The organism is Desulfovibrio faecalis, from assembly GCF_053570625.1.
Window position 1 is genome coordinate 1,458,140 of record NZ_JBRBQR010000001.1, and the last position, 21,137, is coordinate 1,479,276.

The following is a 21,137-nucleotide window of genomic DNA, read 5'->3' on the forward strand; positions in this document are numbered from 1 at the left end:
CTTTTGCTCATGGAGTATTTCCATCTTCCTCAGCCTCCTGCCGCACTTGCTCTTGAATAGAAGCCAAAACGGAATCAATCTTTTCGAAAATATCCAGCTGGCATTTCAGAATTGCCTTGGTGAGCTTAAACGTATCTTGCAAGCAATAAGCAGCTTCATCTTGAAATATTAATGATGCTGGAATGCAATCATCGGTAATTATATCATTTAACGGCACAATATTATTATTCTGGTCCATAGTAAATCTCCATAAATGTTTTGTAAGTTAATCATAACTATTGTTGTAATTGATTGCGCTCAATCTGTTTGCAAATAAAAAAGGCAAGGAGTTTTGTTCCTTGCCTACAGCATAGTTAACCACGATGGTGTCTATTATTTCATTCACCCTCCAAGAGCTATATACATTATTACTAGGTATATCTCGGAAATGCTATCTACAGGCCATCAAGTAGGGACATTACCCTATTTACATCAAGCCCTTGATGAGCAGATAATGATTCTGAATGATCTGTATTTAGAGTCTCTTTCACCATTGAGAACGGCTGTTGCGCCTCGTTGTCTAGATTGAGTGAACGAATCTCCGCAACATCAGAAGCTGGAGGTATAGCAGGGCTTTCAACGGGAGTGTTTCTCCGAGTCATGTAAGGACTCATCGCGGTGGTGATCTGGAAAGCCCTAGGTACAGTTGCTTCTGTCTTATTGATCATGGTTCTCTCCTATTTTACCCGCTAATTAGCTGCATAGCCATTTTGGGCATTGAGTTAGCTTGAGATAGCATTGCCACAGCGGATTGAGCTAATATTTGCTGGCGCACAAATTCCGTCATTTCTGAAGCAACATCGACATCAGAAATCCTTGATTCAGAGGCTTGAAGGTTTTCAGCCTGGACGTTCAAATTTGTGATGGTGTTTTCCAGTCTATTTTGGAGTGCCCCCAAATGAGCGCGAATCTTATCTTTTGAAACGACTGCGTTGGTTATCGCTACCAGCGCATTTTGTGCTGCTTCTTGTGTAGAGATCGTTGTCCCTGCCTCGTTGGTGTACTGCAAGAAATTTTGGCCTGAATATTTTGCAAGATCATCTATAAGTGAATCATAATATCTCACGCCGTGTGAGTCAGTAGAGGATAAATTGTGATCTGTTAACAGAAGTTGATTATAGAATAATTGTGATGAATCTGCTGATTTAGTATTTACAAACTCATTATTAGTTCCAGGTACCACAGTTCCCGGTCTGGCCATTTCTCCGGAAGTAATTAAGTTTTGTGCTGCTTGATTGCCCCATTGTTTTTTGAGCGCATCCTGCTGCGTGGCAGATAGAGCATCCCAGTCGCTAGGGTAGGTGTTGTATGGCGAATGATTGGTATACGTTGTTGCAGCATTAAAAAACTGCGCCGTGTACGTTTGAGCTACTTGTGCAACTTCTTTGGCTTTTTCAGAATTTCCAAATCGTTGTTCATACCATTGAGCAGCAAAATCGTACGCGAGTTTAGCTGCTCTGTTTGCCGCAAAATCGGCAGTTTTTCCAGATCCAAGCCCAAGCGCAGCGGCAGTGCAAGCCCCAATTTGGATATAATAATAGTCTTCTGCTGAATCATTTCCGGTACCGAAATGGATTTTCATCTTGCCTGTAGAAGTCATGGAAGAACCATCGTGGACGCTGCTCTCCAGGCTTCCATCTAGCAGATGGATTCCATTGAAGTCAGTAGCATTGGCTATACGGGTAATTTCTGAAGCCATTGCTTGATATTCTGATTCAATCATGAGGCGCTGTGTGGAGTCGTAAGTGCCAGTGGCGGCTTGCTCAGCTAATTCCTTCATTCGCGTAAGCTTTTCATCAATAACACCCAGAGCCCCATCTGCTGTCTGAATCAAGGAAATCGCGTCACTGGCATTTCGTGAACCTTGTTGAAGGGCCGCAATCTCTGTCCGTTGCAATTCCCTGATCGCAAGCCCCGCAGCATCATCGGCAGCAGAGTTGATTCGCAAGCCAGACGAAAGTCGTTGGGTTGATACGCTCAACTTTTCGTAATGCGAATTCAAATTGCTGGCCGTATTAGCAGCCATCAGATTGTGATTGATTGCAAGACCCATTTTCACCCTCCATATAAACTGAAAGTCTATTTTTCTTATTCAAAAAATATACCAACAGTTTGTTTACGCGGGTTGAGCCGTGATCCATTGTGATGGTGTCAAAATTTACCTACTAGCAGTCGCTACTTGGGGTCTGCTGAAAGGGCAAAGATCTGGGATAAGCTTTTTATAGTAGGCTGAATTTTATATTTTTTTAAAATTCAGCGGGCGAGTCTATCTGGAGTAGATATGGATGATGAAAAACAACTAGGAATAAATATCCGCGAGTTGCGAAAACTCAGACTCCTAACTCAAGATGAGCTGGCAGAAAGGGCAGGATTTTCCCTTCAGCATGTGGGGGACATTGAACGTGGGAAGGCAAATCCCACACTCTCATGTTTATTGAAGCTCGCAGAAGTATTGAATGTAGCCGTATCGGATTTTTTTGTGCAAAAGGATCAGGCTCCCCTTGATGATGAGGGAATTCGCCAGTGTCTGCTGGATTTCATTGGAAAAGCAGGAAAGAAGCATCTCTCAATTTTTTATACGCTATACAAAGGTATGCGGTAGGTTTTAGACCGAGCACAGGGATATTCCGTTTTATTTTCCTTCCTTTCATACACATATGAGGATGTAGCCTTGTCAGCGTTGTGTCGCTCAGGCTATATCTAAAACTGTTATCGAAAGGGGGAATCGCATGCAGCGCGAAGCTTTGCTTGTATCTGATGAAATCGCACAACCTCACTTGGCAGCTATTCAAGAAGTGGCTGCGGCATTGAGAATGACTGTGAGCGAATTTTTGACAGAAGAGGTAAGGGGTATCACCCCTGAACAGGCACGAGAATATTTGAGCGCATTCGCGGGCAGTGCTGACGATAGTAAAATTCTGACCGCGTATTACCTGGTCAGAGCGACCGCTGATCCATCCAAGAAATAGCGAGCTTTGAATCCCAATTGAAAATCCCATGTGAATGGGATTTTTCTTTTGAAATAATCCCGGCCCAGAACCTTCCACCAAAATGTATGCACCCAAAAGGTGGTGTTTTGACAGGTGACATCGCATGAAGCAAAGCAGACTACTGTAATTCATTCGAGAACTCGCAACATGCTTGCCCCTCAATGCGCAAACGAGAAGGCCGCTCAGGAATGAGCGGCCTTCTTACTTGGTCTGCCATCTTGGTGAATATGGGGGGGGCTATCTACGAGAATTAATGGTAATATTGGGTTGTAAATAATTTTGTATATTTTGTTTTATTTGGGGAATATCTGGAAGAAATAATGAGGAATTTGGTGTTAAATTTATATAGGTTGGTAAGAAATTTCTTTGTACTGGGAAACGATTTGTTTGGGAGGGTTTCTAAGCTTGCGCAGCCGCTGATTCTCATAGACGCGGTAGCATGCTAACATGCCTTCATTGTTATGCAAAACGGCGTAATCCTTTCCGTTGATCGTATGAAAATCAGGAAGCGTGTAGGGCGTCCGATCAATTATTACATGGTCTGGCACTGTGTAGAGTGATGGGTTAAGCGCATATGCCCTGAATATGCGTGAAGTGAGGGAAAGATTTTTCATAAAGAAATCCTTCGGTTAGAGTTTTTAGATGTGATTAAAGGTAGCTGCTTCTAGCTGCCGCCTTTTTACAGCCAGCTGATTGCTAATATAAGAAAATTTTAAGGAATGCAATGCCTAAAGAGCGTACTTGTAAAATTTTTTGGAAGAAATTTTTGTTCTCTTTAAGGCTTGTAATTGAATTTAAGTGTGGATAAATTAATGCCTAGTACAAAAATTTATATTATAAAAAAAATTCAATGATTATAAAAAAAATTATTTAAACGCATTTGTATGTTCATATTGATGTCTGTATAGTTAAAAGCAAGTGTATCAACATTAATAAATAGTATAGTTGTAATCTATTAATAGAGTAAATTACTTCATTTTATTATAATCATGAAGGGGTGTTTTATCTTAATAATGAGTCATTATTGTAGTGCAATTACTTTAATTTTTTTTAATTTTTTTGGTCATAGTAATCATCAAAAAGTGCTTAGGAGCGTATTAAATTAAATTCCTTCACCTTAAGCCCATAACTTTCTTCAGTTCTTAAAAAATATAGTTGTTAACAACCTTATGTCTAGGGGGGCACAGGATCTTATATGGCAGCTATTCAGGTGACAGCTGCGGCAATGAGAACGACTGTGAGCGACTTTTTGACAGAAGAGGTAGGGGGCATCACCCCTGAACAGGCGCGTGAATATTTGAAAGCATTCGTGGGCAGTGCTGACGATAGTAAAATCCTCACGGCGTATTATCTGGTCAGAGCGACCACTGAGCTATCCAAGAAATAGCGATTGTTGATCCCAAATTGAAAATCCCATGTAAATGGGATTTTTCTTTCGAAATATTCCCCGGCCCATCCCAAATCCCCAGCCCCAGAATATCCCCATAGCCCTTTTTCTGGGCCATATTTAGCCCCTCCTGCGATTTTTCCCTTGGGATACAGGTTGGGCTAGGATTTGGAAAAAGTCGCTTTAAAATCAAAATATGGCCCAATGTCCGAATTTGCATGGCAGGTGGCAAAGTCATGTTTATGCGCAAATGTACTTTATATTTAACATTTTCAAATAGATATTTTATCCAAAATCTATTTGGAGGTACTCTAATGGACTGCAAAGATTGGCAACTGATCTGCTGTTACACCAGACAAAAGGCTCTTGATGATGGCGTTCTGGTAGATGTATCTGACTTCGTAAGCGACTTTGGGTTTATTGTCCCTGTGGCAGTTACAGCAACGCTGTTTAACGGCTACATTCTGCCAAGTGCAAAATTGGCTGAAGCTGGACAGTCTTCAGAATCGCGCATGATTGATCTCTTGGTGATTCTACTTCTGAAAATCATGGCGCGGCCTCATACAGACAGGATTACGTTTAATGTCAGTTTTGATATGGAAGTGGGGGAAGGCATTGAGCCTAGGTTAGTGCAAGTTATTGCTGCAATTGGGCCTGGGGATTCTGGTGAGCCCGTTTTGACGATCATGCTTCCCGAAGATGATTGATGTAACTCAAGGTCGGAATGTTTTCCGGCCTTTTATTGAAAAAAATGCTTGATTGAGGCAGTGTAGCATTGACTTGTTGCAGCATGATGCGTAAATGTTAAGTCGTATACAGGGAATGTCGCTGTAGTAAGCTGATATTGTCTGCTCCAGTCAAAGTAATCAATTCCCCCTCTCGCTTTGAGGGCAAGGAGGCTCCAAGAAAAAACTCAGCCAACCCCACATTTTGAGAGCGATCTTCGCTCCGCATATGATCCACTTGATATTCAATTGATAGATTTATTTGATATAATAACTATTTGAAATTTATCAAGCGGGCTTTTTTTTAGCGGAGAAGGGTTCCAAATTGTGGACTGGTGAGATTGTTTTCTTGTGAGCTTGCGGGTTTACCGCATTCCTACCCAAGTTCCATCTCAGCTTCCTTCATTCTGCGTAGCGGTCACAAAACCGCGTTTTGAGCCTGCTTTGACCGCTTTGGGGTTCTCGAATTGTCCCCAAAGCAAATGTCATGGTCTAGGGCAGTTTTAAAATCCTCAACGCTTGAGGATTTTGAATCTCAGTGAAACGAACTTGAACGCGAATGGAGATCACATGTCAGCTTTAGCAGTAATCAGCACTAATGATAGTGGTTTTGCCGATATATCCTCTGAGGTCATCAACCCTGCCGGTCAATCCGAGCAGTATGCTGATGGTGTTGTGCAGCCGGAGTGGTTGCAGAACTGCCATGCCAATCAAAACAAATTTCGTGACGACATTGCAAGCAAGAAAACTGAATTGAATAAAGCACTTACTAATGCGGGCGATGACGAGAAAAAACTGGGTGCTTTCATTGTTAAGGCGCATGAAGCGGTTGTCCAGTCGAGTATCTCTGGCCTGTTGTCAGCGATTGCAGCGGGTGAGGCCGCAAATAAGCTGAAGGGTATGCTTGCGCATGGCACTTGGACTGCCCAACTGTCCAAAATTTGCAGTGAATGTGGTTGTGGCATGTCAACCATGGGCAAGTATATGCTGCTCGCACAAACTCCTGATGCTCAGGACTACGCCCAGCTTGGGATCAGTCAAGTGTACCAGCTGTGCTTGATTAGAAATTTTGTCTGCCGCGAGGCAAAAATTGAAATGAATCTTGCTGAACTCCTGAGTAGGTACGGAAATCTCATTAGCTTCAAGCGCGGGATCACCATCACAACATTCAAAAAGAAGTGGGCTGCGCTGACAGCAACTGTCACAGAATCAGCCAATTCGGCTGATGAAAAAACTCAAGTGGCCGAAATCTCAAGTGAAAATGATAATGCGATGATTACCGAAGGCGATCCGCAAGCAAATCCTGCGGAAAAAATGAGCAGACAAGGAATTGGTGGTTGTAAACCCCAGTTCACGACATTCACGCGCAAGGTCGAAGAATTGGCAGGTTGGCTTGAAAATACGAAGCCCAAGCTCTCCAAGCCGTCTAAGGAGCAAGTCGACAGCGCAATCCATGTTCTCGAAAACTTAATCGAAAGCTTAAAGGCAGTTCCAGGAGAAGCGGCTTAAATCATAAACGCGTATGGGGGAATCCCGCTCTTGCAAATCGGTTACAGCCTGGAATTGGTAAAAATAAATGGGTCGTAGTTGTACGGCCCATTTTACTTTTAACTGCCACATATACATATAATCCTGATGTGGCTCGGCGTGAGCGAGTAGTCATCTTTTAAGATTTATTCTGATTTTTCAGATGGTTATGGAAAATAGTACAAATTTTTCCGATTTGCGTTCTAAACAGCTGTTATTTTTGAATAATTCTAAAAAGTTGGTGTAGAAAGTGGAAAATTTTAATAATTTAAGTGACTTGATTAATGAGATGAGAAGCATGGAGCGGCGGCACAATGAAGAAGACGTGCGGCTCAAAATCCGCTTGGGAAGTGCGCTGCTGGAACTCAAGTCAAAAAATATGCTTGAATTCCATGAAGTTGTCAGGAAAAGCGGATTGTCGATGCTGGCTTGTGTTGAAATCATGCAAATTGCTCGAATGAATCCTCCACAAGAATGCCATTGGCTTGGTTTTGAAAATCTGCTGAAGATTGCTGATGCACTTTCAAAAGGAAAAAACATTGCATCATTTCTAAAGCGATTCGAAACTGAAAGCCCAGATGATGCTACCAAAGCTGTGATTCTGAATCACATTTTGAAATGCAATGGAATCAACGGAGTTTCTGAAAATGCAGTTGCTCTATTTGCAAAAGCTGGTGTCGCAAGTTTGCTGACAAAAGATGTTATTGATCGTCTCAAGTTGAGCAAAAATCAAACAAAGACATTGCAGTCTATTTTTGCAAATCAAACTCAAAATGTAGCTCTGTCTAAAAAAGCTGTTCTAAATCCAAGATTGCAGCAGAATATTGAAAAAATGAACTGTGATATTCAGAGTGTTCTCTCGCAAGATGAGAATACAGAATTTATTGATAATTCTGGATTGATAGATCTTATTTGTAATTTAGAAGTGTTGTATGACAAAGTGGATGGTGAAAATAATGGCGATTATAAATTGGGTAATGAAATTAATAAAAAAGAATTTGAAGAATTGATGGATTTTATTATAAAGGAACAAAAATGAGAATTTATCTATCGTCAATTGCACCACAAATTATACTTGATCTTTATAATATTCGAGATGACTTGAAGTTGAATGTACTTCAGCCATTTGTATTTAGGAATAATCAGGGATTAGATGCTACTCTTTGGAGTGCGATGAAGGGAATTGCCAATTCATTATTTTTAGATAGCGGCACTTTTGAATTGTTCAACAGGTCAGATTTGTATGATGTTGAAGAATGCTTCAACAAATATGCCATATCGCTTGATTCATTGAGTAGTGTATTTGATTTGTATGCGAACTTTGATCCAGATTACAAAAGCAATGATAGGTTATTTGTAAATTTATCTTTTCAGAATAGGCTAGAAGAGATGGGGTATATGCCAATTCCAGTAATACACTCTAAAGATGATGAAGAGATAGAATTTTATTTGAAATCAAAGTATAATTTAGTAGCAATAAGCGCACAAGTAGTTAATAGGTTGTCTTCAAAAAGTATAAATATCATAGTTGATAGATTTAATGCAGTTGGGAAAAGAGTTCATTTATTGGGAATTGGTAGTTATGCTAAATTGAAGGATTCAAATGCGTGGTCGTGCGATTGCTCTTCATTCATTCGGTGGGCAGCAAGTGGTCGTGCAATATTCTTTTCTGAAATTCAACAAAAAGAAGTTACATTATCATTCAGCTCACACAATAAGAATGGAGTTCCGAATAGTGATTATTATAATAATCTTAATAATAAATCTTTAAGAGATGAATATGAAAATTTTATTGCTTATGAAATTGGATTTGACTTGAATGATGTTGCAGCTGATACTTCAAAATTGGTAATGTTGAATGCTTTGTATTTGAAGTTACGTGAAGAAGTTATCACGCAACGGCAAAAAGATAGGCCAATTCAATTCGATGTTTGGTGATTTGATAATAAAAATAAATTCACAATTGGAAAAAGGGCGTGGCAGCAAATCACGCCCTTTTTCTCGGTCATATACCGACTCTCTATGGAGCAGTTGTGTCTGTATTGTACAGAAATTTTGTACAAATATAAAATTATTATTTGTTAAATGTAATCTTGCATGAAAGATTATGAATGATTGATATCTCGACATAAATTGTTCATGCAAAATGTATTATTAATCCTAACAAATGGAGAAGTATCATGCGTGATGATGAAGAAGTTAATTTAGAGGAAGTACGTTATACTGCTGAAGAACTGTTCCCTGATTGTATTGAAAAGGAAGCTCCAATAGATGATGATTTGCAAAGTGAGGTGCAATCACAAGGCGCAAATCCTTTCTTAAATGTAAAACCACCTGCCGTTAAAGTTGAAGAAAAGCCGCAGAAAAAGTCTAAAAAGAAAGAAAATATTCAGGTTAAAGCTATCACATATTTAAAGACTCTTAAATATTTCAATTATAAGAATTCAGTATATTATGCAAAAGTTGTAGAATCTGGAATCGAGAAATATCTGGATATTTCGAGTGGTGATTTTGAAGCATTCATTTTAGAAAGTTACATGTCTGATCCAGCTGGCCCAATAAGTATGATGAACTTAAAATCAATTTTAATTGTGATAAAGAGTTATGCAAAAAACAATTCTTCACCAATCCAGAGTATAACACGTTTTGGAGTTATTAATGGTGAGCTTGTTTGGAATTTAGGTTTTCAGAATAGAAATTGTGTAATTATTAATACTGATTCTGTAAGAATTGGTTCCCCAGGTGACGTTCTGTTAGTGTGCAATGAGAAAACCAAGCCGATTGAAAAGATCGAATTCTCATCATCTGGAATCAGCTCTTGCGAAATGTTCCTTGATTTGTTTGGCATTACTTCTGGTGTTGAACGGCACTGGATTTTAATGACATTGGTCAGCTACCTTTTTGCAGAAGTTTCTACCCCAATTCTTTATTTGCACGGCCCAGCTGGGAGTGGCAAAACTACTCTTGCCAGTGCATTAAAAGCAGTTTTTGATCCCAATGTTGGCGAATTCCTTCATAATAATGCGCTTGAACTGGCACTCACGCTTGATCGTTCAGGTATTGTATTTTTTGACAATTTTTCATCGTTAAGTAACTCAATTTCTGATCAATTTTGTCTTTCATATTCAAGCGGATCTTACACAAAAAAGAGAAATTATTCTGATACTGAAACGATTGAAATTTCTATGAAATGTCCATTAATTTTGACATCTGTAACAATTCCTAGGCTTAATCAAGATTTTAAAGCTCGTTGCGCGTTCATTAAAATCGAACCTAAGCAGGTTTTGAAGTCAGAACTTGAAATTAAATCAGAGTTAGAATTGCTTTTGCCATATGTTCGTGGTGAATTGTGCAATCTTGCTTGTACGATATTGAAGAATTATCAAAAGTTCCAGCCTTTAGGTATTAAACGCCATGCTGATTTTGATTTGATTGGACAGGCGTATTTTGAAGCAATTGGTTTTTCGAGTAATATTTATCGGCAGTTTTTGGAAGCTTTAAAAACTTCTGAATCTACTGAAATGGTTAAGCGGTCAGATCCTCTCAACGATTTACTTTCGTTGATGGAAACTCACCAAGTTTGTGCATTTACAATGAGTGAATTGTTTAATTATCTTTTGGCTACTTCAGATGATACAAGTAATTACCCTATTAATTCAGCGAATTTTGCCAAATTGATTAAGAATAATGCACCATTACTTTATAACGCGGGTTTATTAATTCTTTGTGGAACTAAGAAGTTGAACGGACACCAGTATATTGCCGTTAATCTTGCATCTGTAGTGGATCGCACATCACTGATTTTGAATTACGATCTTGAACGCTTAAAAATTGATCCAACGTATGTTTCAGAGGTATTTCCCAAGATTAAAGCGGCTCAAACGCTTAGCTTGGGCATCCCAACTGATCTGTTTTGATGGGTTTGATATCTCCTTTTCTTTAATAAAATATTCTTTTAATTACTACAATAATCATTTTATTTTAGGTGATGTGATTGGTAGAGCTTGATCCATGTAACTGGAGCTTGAACACCAGTAAATTTTAAAAAAACTTATTAATTATAATTTATAATTTTTTATAAAATATAATAATTAAATTATTTTTAAAAATTAGTGGTGGTATTCGTGCCGTTCAAGCTTAAGTTACAGGTGATCAGGTATGTTCAAGAAATTCCAAGTAAATTCCATTTATAATGATATTATTAAATTAACTTAAAGAAATAATTATTTTGGAGAGAGGGATAAAATGCATAATTCATCAAGATACAATTAAAGTAGATTTCATTTTGATTCAATAAATATAGATATCAAAATTTAATATTAAATTAAACGGCAAGGGCAGTAGTCAAGTGAAATTGGCTGCTGCTTTTGCTTATTTGGAGGTTAAGTTGAATATTGCAATGCAGTTGTGGAAGCTACAATTCCTAGCAAGAAATTCAAAGTTGTTCAGGAAAATTGTGATAGAGATTATAGTTACAATACTTAAGAGTAGAATTTAACAAAGAGTGTTCACGCACTCTTTTTTATTGCTTAAATATATAGATATTCTTCATTAAAATAGACTTAATGGAGGATTGTATGAGTAAGAAATCATCTGATTCAACTGGTGATAAGGTTAAGAAACAAGAATCAAAGTATGATGCCAATGTTCTGCGAGATTTGATTCGGAACGGAAAAACCGCTTCTGAAATCATGCTGGCAATGGATATTGGTCACAAACAGATTCTGAAACATCACATTTTGAAGCTGATTGCAACGGACAAGGAATTTTATGAAGTACCGGGGCTGTATGACAAGAACCGCCGCAAGGCATTTGTAAACGCCCGTGGTGAGATAAGACTGCGAATGACAAACATCGACTTCAAGGGGATGCCCCTGAAGCCTGAAACCGAGTTTGATGTCATTGTGGAAGGGAACAGGATTATCCTGATCCATCTCGGATTGGAAACGAAACCAGTTTCGCAAGATGCTTCTACTGAGCTTAGCGAGTAATCGCAATGAGCCACCTCTGAAAATGGGGTGGCTTTTTCATTTTAAGCAAGCGGAATTGCTTATAAAAGGAACGACCGATTTGTACCAGAAACGGACATTCAAATGTTTGACGGGCTAAAATCGAATAAATTCAGCTTGTTATAGGTGGTTCCAAGGGTAGTCCTATTTCTCCCCCAAAATGTAAGTCCAAATTTATGGGCTTTACATAACGAAACGTAGATTGGAGTACATAATCATGAAAGTACAGCCGATTACTGATTTGAAGGATATCAAGCGTATCAAGCGATTGTTGTCATCAAATCCAAGAAACATGTTGCTCTTTATAATGGGCATTAACGCAGGGTTACGAGTTCAAGATATTTTGGCATTGCGTGTTAGTGATGTTGAAAATGCTGTAGTTGGAGATCGTATAACTGTGATGGAAAAGAAAACTAAAAAGGAAAATGTGCTCATCATTAATCAAGAAATTTATGATGCTGTACAGCGATATCTGGCCTTTCACAAGAAACGCGTTCCCCGCGAATACCTCTTTAAAAGCCGGAAAGGCTGGAATTACCCACTGAGTACGTATGCTGTGACGCATTTGGTTCAGGGCTGGTGCGATGAAATCAATCTGGCCGGCAACTATGGAGCGCATACCCTGCGTAAGACTTGGTGCTATCAGCAGCGCAAGCTCTACGGGGTTTCATGGGAGCTACTGGCGAAGCGGATGAACCATTCCAACCCTGCCGTTACGCGAAGGTACTTGGGCATCCAAGCCGAGGAAGTCGAGGAAGTGCTGCTCAATGCAATTTGAAAAAATATTTTCAGGGCTTCAGTACCTTCGTGTATTGAGGCTTGATTGAGGGAGTACGTAGCATGATGAAGCTGTGTATGAATGTCTGTAACCATTTGAAAACAAATAGATAAAGTTTGCCATATTTTCATGGGGGTGCTATGTTCTCTTCAACCCTCCGAAATGGTGGTAAACTTTTGTCAATAATTTTTGAGGTGAGAAATGAGTGTTCACCAACGTGATGATGGTCGTTTTATCGTTGTCTTTAAAGGCGCTGATGGCAAGCGGAAGGAACGTTCTTTTGGGCGTGGGCCGGAAGCTGAGGCGTCAGCAAAAGCTTTTGACGAGGCCATGAAATCCCGCGCGATAGCCCCAGTTGTGCAGCAACCCCTTGGCCCAGTATTGCGGCAGGCGGTGGATGCGTATTTGGATCATCTGCGGGCGCAAGGGAAAAGTCAGTCTCATATCAGCAACATAAACTATATGGCAAAAAGCCTTTTGTACAAGCATTTTGGCCCGTCAATGCCGTTGGATTTAATCAACTACACGGACGGCATCGTGCCTTTCATAAACCACATGAGGTCAATTCCAAGTGGCAGAACTGGTGCAGTACGCTCACAGGCAAGTATAAATCGCTACTGCTGCTTTCTGAGGACCATTTTCAATTTTGCTGTGGCAAATGGTTTGATGGCGCAAAATCCCATGGCACAGTGGCACAAGACGAAGGAGCCGCCGAGGCAGTTTCAGATCACGCTAGAAGATGTTTCCAAAATTATGGAACATGCCGATGACCATGTTCGGTGGGCCGTCGAGGTCTGTTTCAATCTTGGCGTTCGCTCTGGCGATTCTGAGCTTCTTTCGCTGCGCTGGTCCGATGTAGACTGGGAGCGGAAGCAGGTAAAGGTTTTCGGCAGGAAAACCGAAACCTTCCGGACCATCCCGGTAAAAGATGCTTTCCTTGAGCGGTTGCGGGAGATGCGGGCAATTAGTCAGACAGACTTCATAATCGAATACCGTGGCAAGCGGGTTAATCGGATTCAAAAAGCGTTCAGAATGGCTTGTCGCAGGGCTGGCATTCAGCATTCGGTGAGGATGTATGACCTGCGCCATATGTTTGCCACATATATGCTCTCCAATGGAGCTGACCTTGCCGCTGTGTCAAAGCTCCTGGGCCATTCCAGCGTGACTATGACCGCGAATGTATATTATCAATACCTTGAGGGCGAGAAGGAACGGGCTGTGACCTTACTGCCGGATCTGCCGCCTCTTGGGCAATCACCATCTGCGCAACCTTCTGCATAGAAGACGCTGATCGATAGATGGCCCTGGGCGATTATGCTCAGGGCTTTTTTTTGAAAATTCAATCGCAGTTTTTTACGCCAAAAATGATGCAGCTGGTGTTCCATGAAAAGAACGCCAAAAACACCAAAGTGTACACCAAATACGCCAAAGTGTTCACCAAAAACACCAAACTTTACGCCAAAAACGCCAAAGTGTATGTGGCGAGATTGGTGCGAGCCACACGAACTTGTATGAGCGTATAAATAATGTATAAGTATCTGTAATGATTATAAATAAGGTTGACTTTTTGGGAGCAGGAAGTCGAAGGTTCGAATCCTTTCGCTCCGACCATATATCCAATAAAAATGGATAGTTAGGTGAAAACCCGACTATCCCTTTCTTGCGTTGAATGGGATCGCCAAAAGTGGCGTGTGGTAGAATTTCTGGAAAAATTACTGTAACTATTTGATATATATTTAAAAATATCGCACCACATGGCCACAAGTTAAAAAGTTGCATCAACGATACAAATACTTGCGGACATGGGGGCGTTTGGTGCGAGTTTGGTGTTATTCCCTACTCTTATGGTTTGACGTCTTAACCAGCCCCGACAATCCTTTGACGGAAGAAAGTCGGTGAGATATCTAAGTCATCAAGCTAGAGAAAGTTCCCCTCTAGATTGCCCTAGAAAGGCAGCTAGCCCATGAAACTGTCCACCTTAATGTTGCCGTTGACTGGTCCGAAGAAGTGAACCCACTTTTATTCTGTAAAAATTCTTACCGCGAAAGGTATATACTGTGACGAGCTCCCAACAACGCGCTGAACTGCAACGCCAGATATGGCAAATCGCCAACGATGTGCGCGGTGCTGTCGATGGATGGGATTTCAAGCAATATGTGCTTGGTGCCCTGTTCTACCGCTTTATCAGCGAAAATTTTGCCAGCTATATGCAGGGTGGTGATGCAAGCATCGACTACACCGCTTTGGACGACAAAAATGAAAATCTGGCAGCCATCAAGGAAGATGCTATCAAGGCCAAGGGCTACTTTATCTACCCCAGCCAGCTTTTTGCCAATGTAGTAGCCAAGGCCAATACCAATGAGAATCTCAACACTGGTCTTGCCGCAATCTTTACCGCTATTGAAAATTCTGCTGCTGGCTACCCCTCAGAGCAGGACATAAAGGGCTTGTTTGCAGATTTCGACACCACCAGTAACCGCTTGGGCAATACGGTAAAGGACAGAAACACCCGTCTTGCAGCAGTACTCAACGGCGTAGCTGGTTTGAACTTTGGTGATTTTGAAGACAATCACATTGATCTGTTTGGCGATGCCTACGAATTTCTTATCTCCAACTACGCCGCCAACGCGGGTAAATCCGGCGGTGAGTTTTTCACCCCGCAGCATGTGTCAAAGCTCATTGCGCGGCTGGCCCTGCACAAGCAAACCAGCGTGAATAAGATCTACGACCCGGCTTGTGGTTCTGGCTCCCTCCTGCTGCAAGCCAAAAAACAGTTTGACGAACACATCATTGAAGAAGGCTTTTTCGGGCAGGAGATCAACCATACCACTTACAACTTGGCGCGCATGAACATGTTTCTGCACAACGTCAACTACGACAAGTTTGACATCCAGCTCGGTAATACCCTTCTCGACCCATACTTTGATGATGAAAAACCCTTTGACGCGATTGTTTCTAACCCGCCCTACTCAGTGAAGTGGATCGGTGCTGACGATCCCACCCTGATCAACGACATTCGCTTTGCTCCGGCAGGTGTGCTCGCGCCTAAGTCCAAGGCCGACTTTGCTTTTGTGCTACACTCGCTCAGCTACCTTTCTAGCAAGGGCCGCGCTGCCATTGTCTGCTTTCCGGGTATTTTTTACCGGGGCGGCGCAGAAAAGCAAATCCGGCAGTATCTGGTATCCAACAACTATGTGGAAAGCGTCATCTCCCTTGCGCCCAATCTGTTTTATGGCACCACCATTGCCGTCAACATTCTGGTGCTAGCCAAGAACAAAAAGTACACCAAAACCCAGTTTATCGATGCCAGCGGCCTGTTCGACAAGATAACCAACAACAACGTGCTTCGTGATGAGCATATTGAACAGATCATGCAGGTCTTCGATAGCAAGGCGGATGTTGAGCACTTTGCCAAATCGGTACCGTATGAGGTCATTGCCGCTAACGATTACAACCTGTCGGTAAACAGCTATGTGGAAGCCAAGGATACCCGCGAGGTCGTAAATATCGTTCAGGTCAATGCCGAGCTTAAAACCACGGTGGCCAGGATAGACCAGTTACGCAAAGACATTGACGCTATTGTGGCCGAGATAGAAGGCGAAGGGCTGCAATCATGAGCCACGCGAACTTTCTGGAGAAACTGCTGGACGGCGTTGCCGTGGAGTGGAAGCGGTTGGGGGAACTTGGCTCGTTGATTCGTGGCAATGGTCTGCAAAAAAAAGATTTCACCGAAACAGGCGTACCAGCCATTCACTACGGCCAAATTTATACCTATTACGGTCTATCTACTACAAAAACAAAATCTTTCGTTTCTCCTGTGCTGGCTACACAACTGCGAAAAGTAGATAAAGGCGATGTTGTAATTACAAATACTAGTGAAAACATTGAAGATGTTGGCAAAGCATTGGTGTATCTTGGCGAGCTCCAAGCCGTCACAGGTGGACATGCAACAGTTTTTAAGCCCAGCGACTGTATCTTGGGAAAATATTTTGCCTATTTCACCCAAACTGACGAATTTGCAAACGTGAAAAGAAAACACGCCAAAGGGACGAAGGTGATCGATGTTTCAGCCACGGATATGGCGAAAATAGTCGTCCCCATCCCCTGCCCAGAAAACCCCAAGAAGTCGCTCGAAATTCAGGCGGAAATTGTCCGTATTCTGGACGCCTTTACAGAACTGACCGCAGAACTGACCGCAGAACTGACCGCAGAACTGACCGCCCGCAAAAAGCAGTACGCCTACTATCGCGACCAGTTGCTGAGCTTTGAGGAAGGTGAGGTGGAATGGAAGCCGTTGGGGGATGTAACCAAGAAATGGTACTCAGGCGGAACACCAACAGCTGGCAAACCAGAATATTACGAGGGCGGCGATATTCCTTGGCTAAGAACCCAGGAGGTGAAGTTTTGCGACATCGAGAGCACAGAAATAAAAATAACTCAGGCCGCGTTAAGTAATTCAGCGGCAAAGTGGATTCCGAAGAATTGTGTAATTATCGCAATATCCGGTGCAACGGCGGGTCGATCTGCGATTAACAAGATACCCTTGACAACAAATCAGCACTGCGGCTGCTTAGAGATTGATAGCAGCAAGGCGTTATACCGCTATGTGTTTCACTGGGTAAGTTATAACTATGAAAACATTAAGGCGCTAGGGCAAGGCGCTAGAGGTGATCTGAATTCAAGCATCATCAAGGATTTTAAGCTCCCCCTTCCCTATGCTGACGACCCAGAGAAGTCGCTCGCTGAGCAAGCCCGTATCGTCGCTATCCTCGACAAGTTTGATGCCTTAACCAACTCCATCAGTGAGGGCCTGCCTCGCGAAATCGAGCTGCGTCAAAAGCAATATGAATATTACCGCGACATGCTGTTCAGCTTTCCCAAGCCGCAAGGGGTGGCATAACCCATACCGGGTGATAAAGGATCTGGGCCTGAATCAGCACAAAGACGACCTGCCAGCGTGAAGGATACAGATGAAAGACTATACACCCATCGCAGAATCCAACAACTTTATCGTGCTCGACAAGTACGAGAGGGCTTGGCAGGCAGCGCAAAATTACCAGACAGAAAGCGACCTTGAGCGGGAGCTTATTCAGGACTTGCAAAATCAGGGCTACGAATACGCACCTGACCTGACCACACAGGAGAAATTGCTGACTAACGTGCGCGATCAGTTACAGGCCCTCAACAACGTGCGGTTTTCAGACAGCGAGTGGCGGCGGTTTGTGAATACATGGCTGAACAAGCCCAGTGACACTATTATCGACAAAATCCGCAAGATCCATGACGACTACATTCACGACTTTGTTTTTGATGATGGGCGCATCCAGAACATCTATCTGCTGGACAAGAAAATCCTCGCCCGCAACAAGGTGCAGGTTATCAGCCAGTTTGAGCAGGCCGGCAGCCATGCCAACCGATATGACGTAACAATCCTGGTCAATGGCCTTCCCCTGGTGCAAATAGAGCTGAAAAAGCGCGGCGTAGCCGTTCGTGAAGCATTCAATCAGGTACACCGCTACAGCAAAGAAAGCTTTAACAGCGAGCTCTCCCTGTTCAAATATCTGCAACTGTTTGTGATCTCCAACGGCACAGATACGCGCTATTTTGCCAACACCACGCAGCGCAACAAAAACAGCTTTGACTTTACCATGAACTGGGCCAAAGCCGACAACAGCCTTATCAAAGATCTAAAAGACTTTACTGCCACGTTTTTTCAAAAGAACACCCTGCTCAGCGTGCTGCTGCACTATTCTGTGTTTGATGTCAGCAATACCCTGCTTGTCATGCGCCCCTACCAGATTGCGGCTACAGAGCGCATATTGTGGAAGATCAACAACGCCCAACAGGCCAAGCGATGGAGCAAGTCCGAAAGCGGCGGCTTTATCTGGCACACAACAGGCTCTGGCAAAACTCTTACCAGCTTCAAGGCAGCAAGACTTGCCACCGAGCTCGATTGCATCGACAAGGTCTTTTTTGTGGTTGACCGCAAGGATCTGGATTACCAGACCATGAAGGAATACCAGCGGTTTTCGCCCGACAGCGTCAATGGCTCGGAGAGCACAGCAGGATTGAAGCGCAATCTGGACAAGGACGACAACAAGATCATCGTCACCACCATCCAGAAGCTCAACAACCTGATGAAAAGCGAAGGTGACCTGCCCATCTATAGCAAGCAGGTGGTCTTTATTTTTGACGAATGCCATCGCAGTCAGTTTGGTGAAGCGCAAAAGAATCTGAAAAAGAAGTTTAAAAAATACATCCAGTTCGGTTTTACGGGAACGCCGATTTTTCCACAGAATGCCTTAGGTGCAGAAACCACCGCCAGCGTGTTTGGCCGTGAGTTGCATTCCTATGTTATCACCGATGCCATCCGTGATGAAAAGGTGCTCAAGTTCAAGGTGGACTACAACGATGTGCGCCCACAGTTCAAGGCTATTGAAACCGAGATTGATGAAGCTAAACTCAGCGCGGCAGAGAACCGACAGGCCCTGCTGCACCCAGAGCGCATACGCGAGGTAAGCCAGTACATTCTGAACAACTTTCGGCAAAAGACCCACCGTTTTCAGGTTGGAGGTAAAGGCTTTAACGCCATGTTTGCCGTTAGCAGCGTAGATGCCGCCAAGCTGTATTACGAATCGTTCAAGGCCGTGCAGAGCAATAGCGAAAATAAGCTGAAAGTGGCTACCATCTTCTCCTTTGCCGCTAATGAAGAACAGGATGCAGTGGGCGATATTCAGGATGAAAGCTTTGACGTTTCTGCCATGAATAGTAGCGCTAAGGAATTTCTGGGCGCGGCTATTGCCGACTACAACGCGCTGTTTAAAACCAACTTTAGCGTAGAGAGTAGTGCCTTCCAGAATTACTACCGTGATCTTGCCTTGCGCGTAAAAAATCAGGAGGTTGACCTGCTCATTGTGGTGGGCATGTTCCTGACTGGCTTTGACGCTCCCACGCTCAACACCCTGTTTGTGGATAAAAATCTGCGCTATCATGGCCTCATGCAAGCCTATTCCCGCACCAACCGTATTTTTAACGCCACCAAAACCTTTGGCAATATTGTTACCTTCCGCGATCTGGAGCAGGCAACCATAGACGCGATCACCCTGTTTGGCGACAAAAATACCAAGAATGTGGTGCTCGAAAAAAGCTACAAAGAGTACATGGAGGGCTTTACCGATGCGCTCACAGGGGAGGCGCGGCGTGGCTTTGTGGATGTGGTGAAGGAGCTTGAGCAGCGTTTTCCCTATCCCTCGGCCATTGAAAAAGAGTCGGATAAAAAGGCCTTTGCCAAATTGTTTGGCGAGTATCTGCGTGTAGAAAACGTGCTGCAAAACTATGATGAGTTTGCCAGCCTCAAGGCCCTGCAAACTATCGACACAAACGACCCTGTGGTGCTTGAGGCGTTCAAGGTCACGCACTACCTCACGGATGAAGACCTGGACGCCCTGCAAGCCATCACCATGCCCCCTGAACGAAAGATTCAGGATTATCGCTCGACCTACAACGATGTGCGCGACTGGCTGCGCTGCGAAAAATCCGCCAAGGACAAAGACACTTCAACCATTGATTGGGATGATGTGGTCTTTGAAGTGGATCTACTCAAATCGCAGGAAATCAATCTGGATTACATTCTGGAACTGATCTTTGAAAAGAACAAAAAGAGCAAGGACAAGGCTGTATTAGTTGAAGACGTGCGCCGCGTAATCCGTGCCAGCCTAGGCAACCGCGCTAAAGAGAGCCTGCTGGTTGACTTTATCAACCACACCGATCTGGATCAGCTTGGCGACAAGGCCAGTGTGATTGATGCCTTCTTTGCCTATGCCAGAGCAGAACAGCAGCGTGAAGCGCAAGAGCTGATCACTGGCGAAAATCTGAATGAAGAGGCCGCAAAGCGGTATATCACCACCTCACTGAAGCGGGAATTTGCCAGTGAAAACGGTACGGAATTGAACGACATTCTGCCTAAGATGAGCCCGCTGAACCCGCAGTACCTCAAAAAAAAGCAAGGGGTTTTTCAGCGCATCGCGGCCTTTGTGGAAAAATTCAAGGGCGTAGGCGGTCAGATTTGATTACACTTTCGGTCTGATACTACTTAAACCAACTGGTTCTGCTCATCTGCTCAAAGTTGGAGGCCTACTCATGCATCAGCTAATCAACAAAGCCGCCATTACGGTTATTCCCAAAGAGCCGTTTATCAAATGGGTTCAAAGCACCGATGCCGAGGCCGCAGATATTCCCGATGAATCCATCCTGTCATACTCGCGCATGTACCTTGTGGATGATTCGCTCGATGGTGATGATCCTGAAAAGCTCATCAAGAGGAATTTCAAGGTCATCTTCGAGGAGGAGCTTGCGGGGTGGTACACAGATGAGGAGGCATGGCCCAAGAAAATGGATCTACGGGTATTTAAGCAGTGGTTCCATGTGAAGGTGCATGAGATTGTGGTTGATATTGGGAAGAAACTGCCAATTGCGGAAGAGTATTGATGTTTTTGGTGGTTGTCTTCGGTTGCTTGGGAGGACGCCAATACCCAAGTACTGGGTGTTGCACTTTGAACTTGAAACCGCGATTTATGGAGATTTATGATGGACCAGAATAATAATATTGTGCCGATAAATGATGAACTTACCGATGATTGTATTCCAGCATCATTGATATTTCAAGATGAAGCTCGGTCTGGT

Annotated in this window: 19 protein-coding genes and 2 pseudogenes; 16 read left to right on the top strand and 5 right to left on the bottom strand. The window is 42.9% G+C overall.

Going from position 1 to position 21,137, the window contains the following annotated elements; genetic code table 11:
* Nucleotides 1-7 precede the first annotated feature (7 nt).
* The 4 genes and pseudogenes from ACUZ79_RS06485 to ACUZ79_RS06500 form a co-directional block, all read right to left on the bottom strand.
* Nucleotides 8-238 carry a hypothetical protein gene (locus tag ACUZ79_RS06485; protein ID WP_449251043.1) on the bottom strand — a complete coding sequence of 77 codons (231 nt, stop codon included), beginning with the start codon at nt 236-238 and terminating at the stop codon, nt 8-10.
* Between the two features lie 196 nt (nt 239-434).
* A complete protein-coding gene (locus ACUZ79_RS06490) occupies nt 435-707 on the bottom strand; it encodes a hypothetical protein (protein ID WP_449251044.1) in 273 nt (90 codons plus the stop codon).
* A gap of 14 nt (nt 708-721) precedes the next feature.
* Nucleotides 722-1,030 (bottom strand): annotated as a pseudogene (locus ACUZ79_RS06495) (flagellin); the annotation flags it as partial.
* 492 nt (nt 1,031-1,522) lie between these two features.
* Nucleotides 1,523-2,092: pseudogene (locus tag ACUZ79_RS06500) on the bottom strand (flagellin); the annotation flags it as partial.
* 228 nt (nt 2,093-2,320) lie between these two features.
* Here ACUZ79_RS06500 and ACUZ79_RS06505 point away from each other — a divergent pair.
* The gene (locus ACUZ79_RS06505) at nt 2,321-2,641 is read left to right on the top strand and encodes a helix-turn-helix domain-containing protein (protein ID WP_449251045.1); all 321 of its coding nucleotides are present in this window, start codon (nt 2,321-2,323) and stop codon (nt 2,639-2,641) included.
* A gap of 127 nt (nt 2,642-2,768) precedes the next feature.
* Nucleotides 2,769-3,008, top strand: a complete 240-nt coding sequence (locus tag ACUZ79_RS06510; RefSeq protein ID WP_449251046.1) for a hypothetical protein — start codon at nt 2,769-2,771, stop codon at nt 3,006-3,008.
* 362 nt (nt 3,009-3,370) lie between these two features.
* On the opposite strand, the gene ACUZ79_RS06515 is transcribed toward ACUZ79_RS06510, so the two are convergent.
* Nucleotides 3,371-3,643, bottom strand: a complete 273-nt coding sequence (locus tag ACUZ79_RS06515) for a hypothetical protein (protein ID WP_449251047.1) — start codon at nt 3,641-3,643, stop codon at nt 3,371-3,373.
* Nucleotides 3,644-4,224: 581 nt separating this feature from the next.
* Between ACUZ79_RS06515 and ACUZ79_RS06520 the strand changes: the two genes are divergently transcribed.
* From ACUZ79_RS06520 to ACUZ79_RS06585, 14 genes are all read left to right on the top strand, one after another.
* Entirely contained in the window at nt 4,225-4,416 is a 192-nt protein-coding gene (locus ACUZ79_RS06520; RefSeq protein WP_449251048.1) for a hypothetical protein, read from the top strand.
* A gap of 314 nt (nt 4,417-4,730) precedes the next feature.
* A complete protein-coding gene (locus ACUZ79_RS06525) occupies nt 4,731-5,123 on the top strand; it encodes a DUF6573 family protein (protein WP_449251049.1) in 393 nt (130 codons plus the stop codon).
* Between the two features lie 588 nt (nt 5,124-5,711).
* Entirely contained in the window at nt 5,712-6,650 is a 939-nt protein-coding gene (locus ACUZ79_RS06530) for a hypothetical protein (RefSeq protein ID WP_449251050.1), read from the top strand.
* Nucleotides 6,651-6,918: 268 nt separating this feature from the next.
* Nucleotides 6,919-7,707: a hypothetical protein gene (locus ACUZ79_RS06535; RefSeq protein ID WP_449251051.1), complete on the top strand. Its 789-nt coding sequence runs from the start codon at nt 6,919-6,921 to the stop codon at nt 7,705-7,707.
* Nucleotides 7,704-8,606, top strand: a complete 903-nt coding sequence (locus ACUZ79_RS06540; RefSeq protein ID WP_449251052.1) for a hypothetical protein — start codon at nt 7,704-7,706, stop codon at nt 8,604-8,606. Before ACUZ79_RS06535 ends, ACUZ79_RS06540 begins: the two co-directional genes overlap by 4 nt.
* 242 nt (nt 8,607-8,848) lie before the next feature.
* Entirely contained in the window at nt 8,849-10,585 is a 1,737-nt protein-coding gene (locus ACUZ79_RS06545) for a hypothetical protein (protein ID WP_449250835.1), read from the top strand.
* Between the two features lie 660 nt (nt 10,586-11,245).
* Nucleotides 11,246-11,659 carry a hypothetical protein gene (locus tag ACUZ79_RS06550; RefSeq protein ID WP_449250836.1) on the top strand — a complete coding sequence of 138 codons (414 nt, stop codon included), beginning with the start codon at nt 11,246-11,248 and terminating at the stop codon, nt 11,657-11,659.
* Between the two features lie 235 nt (nt 11,660-11,894).
* Nucleotides 11,895-12,455, top strand: coding sequence for a tyrosine-type recombinase/integrase (locus tag ACUZ79_RS06555; protein WP_449250837.1), 561 nt, complete (start codon nt 11,895-11,897; stop codon nt 12,453-12,455).
* Between the two features lie 201 nt (nt 12,456-12,656).
* Nucleotides 12,657-13,736, top strand: a complete 1,080-nt coding sequence (locus ACUZ79_RS06560) for a tyrosine-type recombinase/integrase (protein ID WP_449250838.1) — start codon at nt 12,657-12,659, stop codon at nt 13,734-13,736.
* A gap of 17 nt (nt 13,737-13,753) precedes the next feature.
* The gene (locus tag ACUZ79_RS06565) at nt 13,754-13,978 is read left to right on the top strand and encodes a hypothetical protein (protein ID WP_449250839.1); all 225 of its coding nucleotides are present in this window, start codon (nt 13,754-13,756) and stop codon (nt 13,976-13,978) included.
* 534 nt (nt 13,979-14,512) lie between these two features.
* Nucleotides 14,513-16,072, top strand: coding sequence for a type I restriction-modification system subunit M (locus ACUZ79_RS06570; protein ID WP_449251053.1), 1,560 nt, complete (start codon nt 14,513-14,515; stop codon nt 16,070-16,072).
* Nucleotides 16,069-17,355 carry a restriction endonuclease subunit S gene (locus tag ACUZ79_RS06575; protein WP_449251054.1) on the top strand — a complete coding sequence of 429 codons (1,287 nt, stop codon included), beginning with the start codon at nt 16,069-16,071 and terminating at the stop codon, nt 17,353-17,355. Before ACUZ79_RS06570 ends, ACUZ79_RS06575 begins: the two co-directional genes overlap by 4 nt.
* Nucleotides 17,356-17,425: 70 nt before the next feature.
* Nucleotides 17,426-20,524 carry an HsdR family type I site-specific deoxyribonuclease gene (locus ACUZ79_RS06580; protein ID WP_449251055.1) on the top strand — a complete coding sequence of 1,033 codons (3,099 nt, stop codon included), beginning with the start codon at nt 17,426-17,428 and terminating at the stop codon, nt 20,522-20,524.
* 70 nt (nt 20,525-20,594) lie between these two features.
* Nucleotides 20,595-20,942: a hypothetical protein gene (locus ACUZ79_RS06585; protein ID WP_449251056.1), complete on the top strand. Its 348-nt coding sequence runs from the start codon at nt 20,595-20,597 to the stop codon at nt 20,940-20,942.
* Nucleotides 20,943-21,137 lie beyond the last annotated feature (195 nt).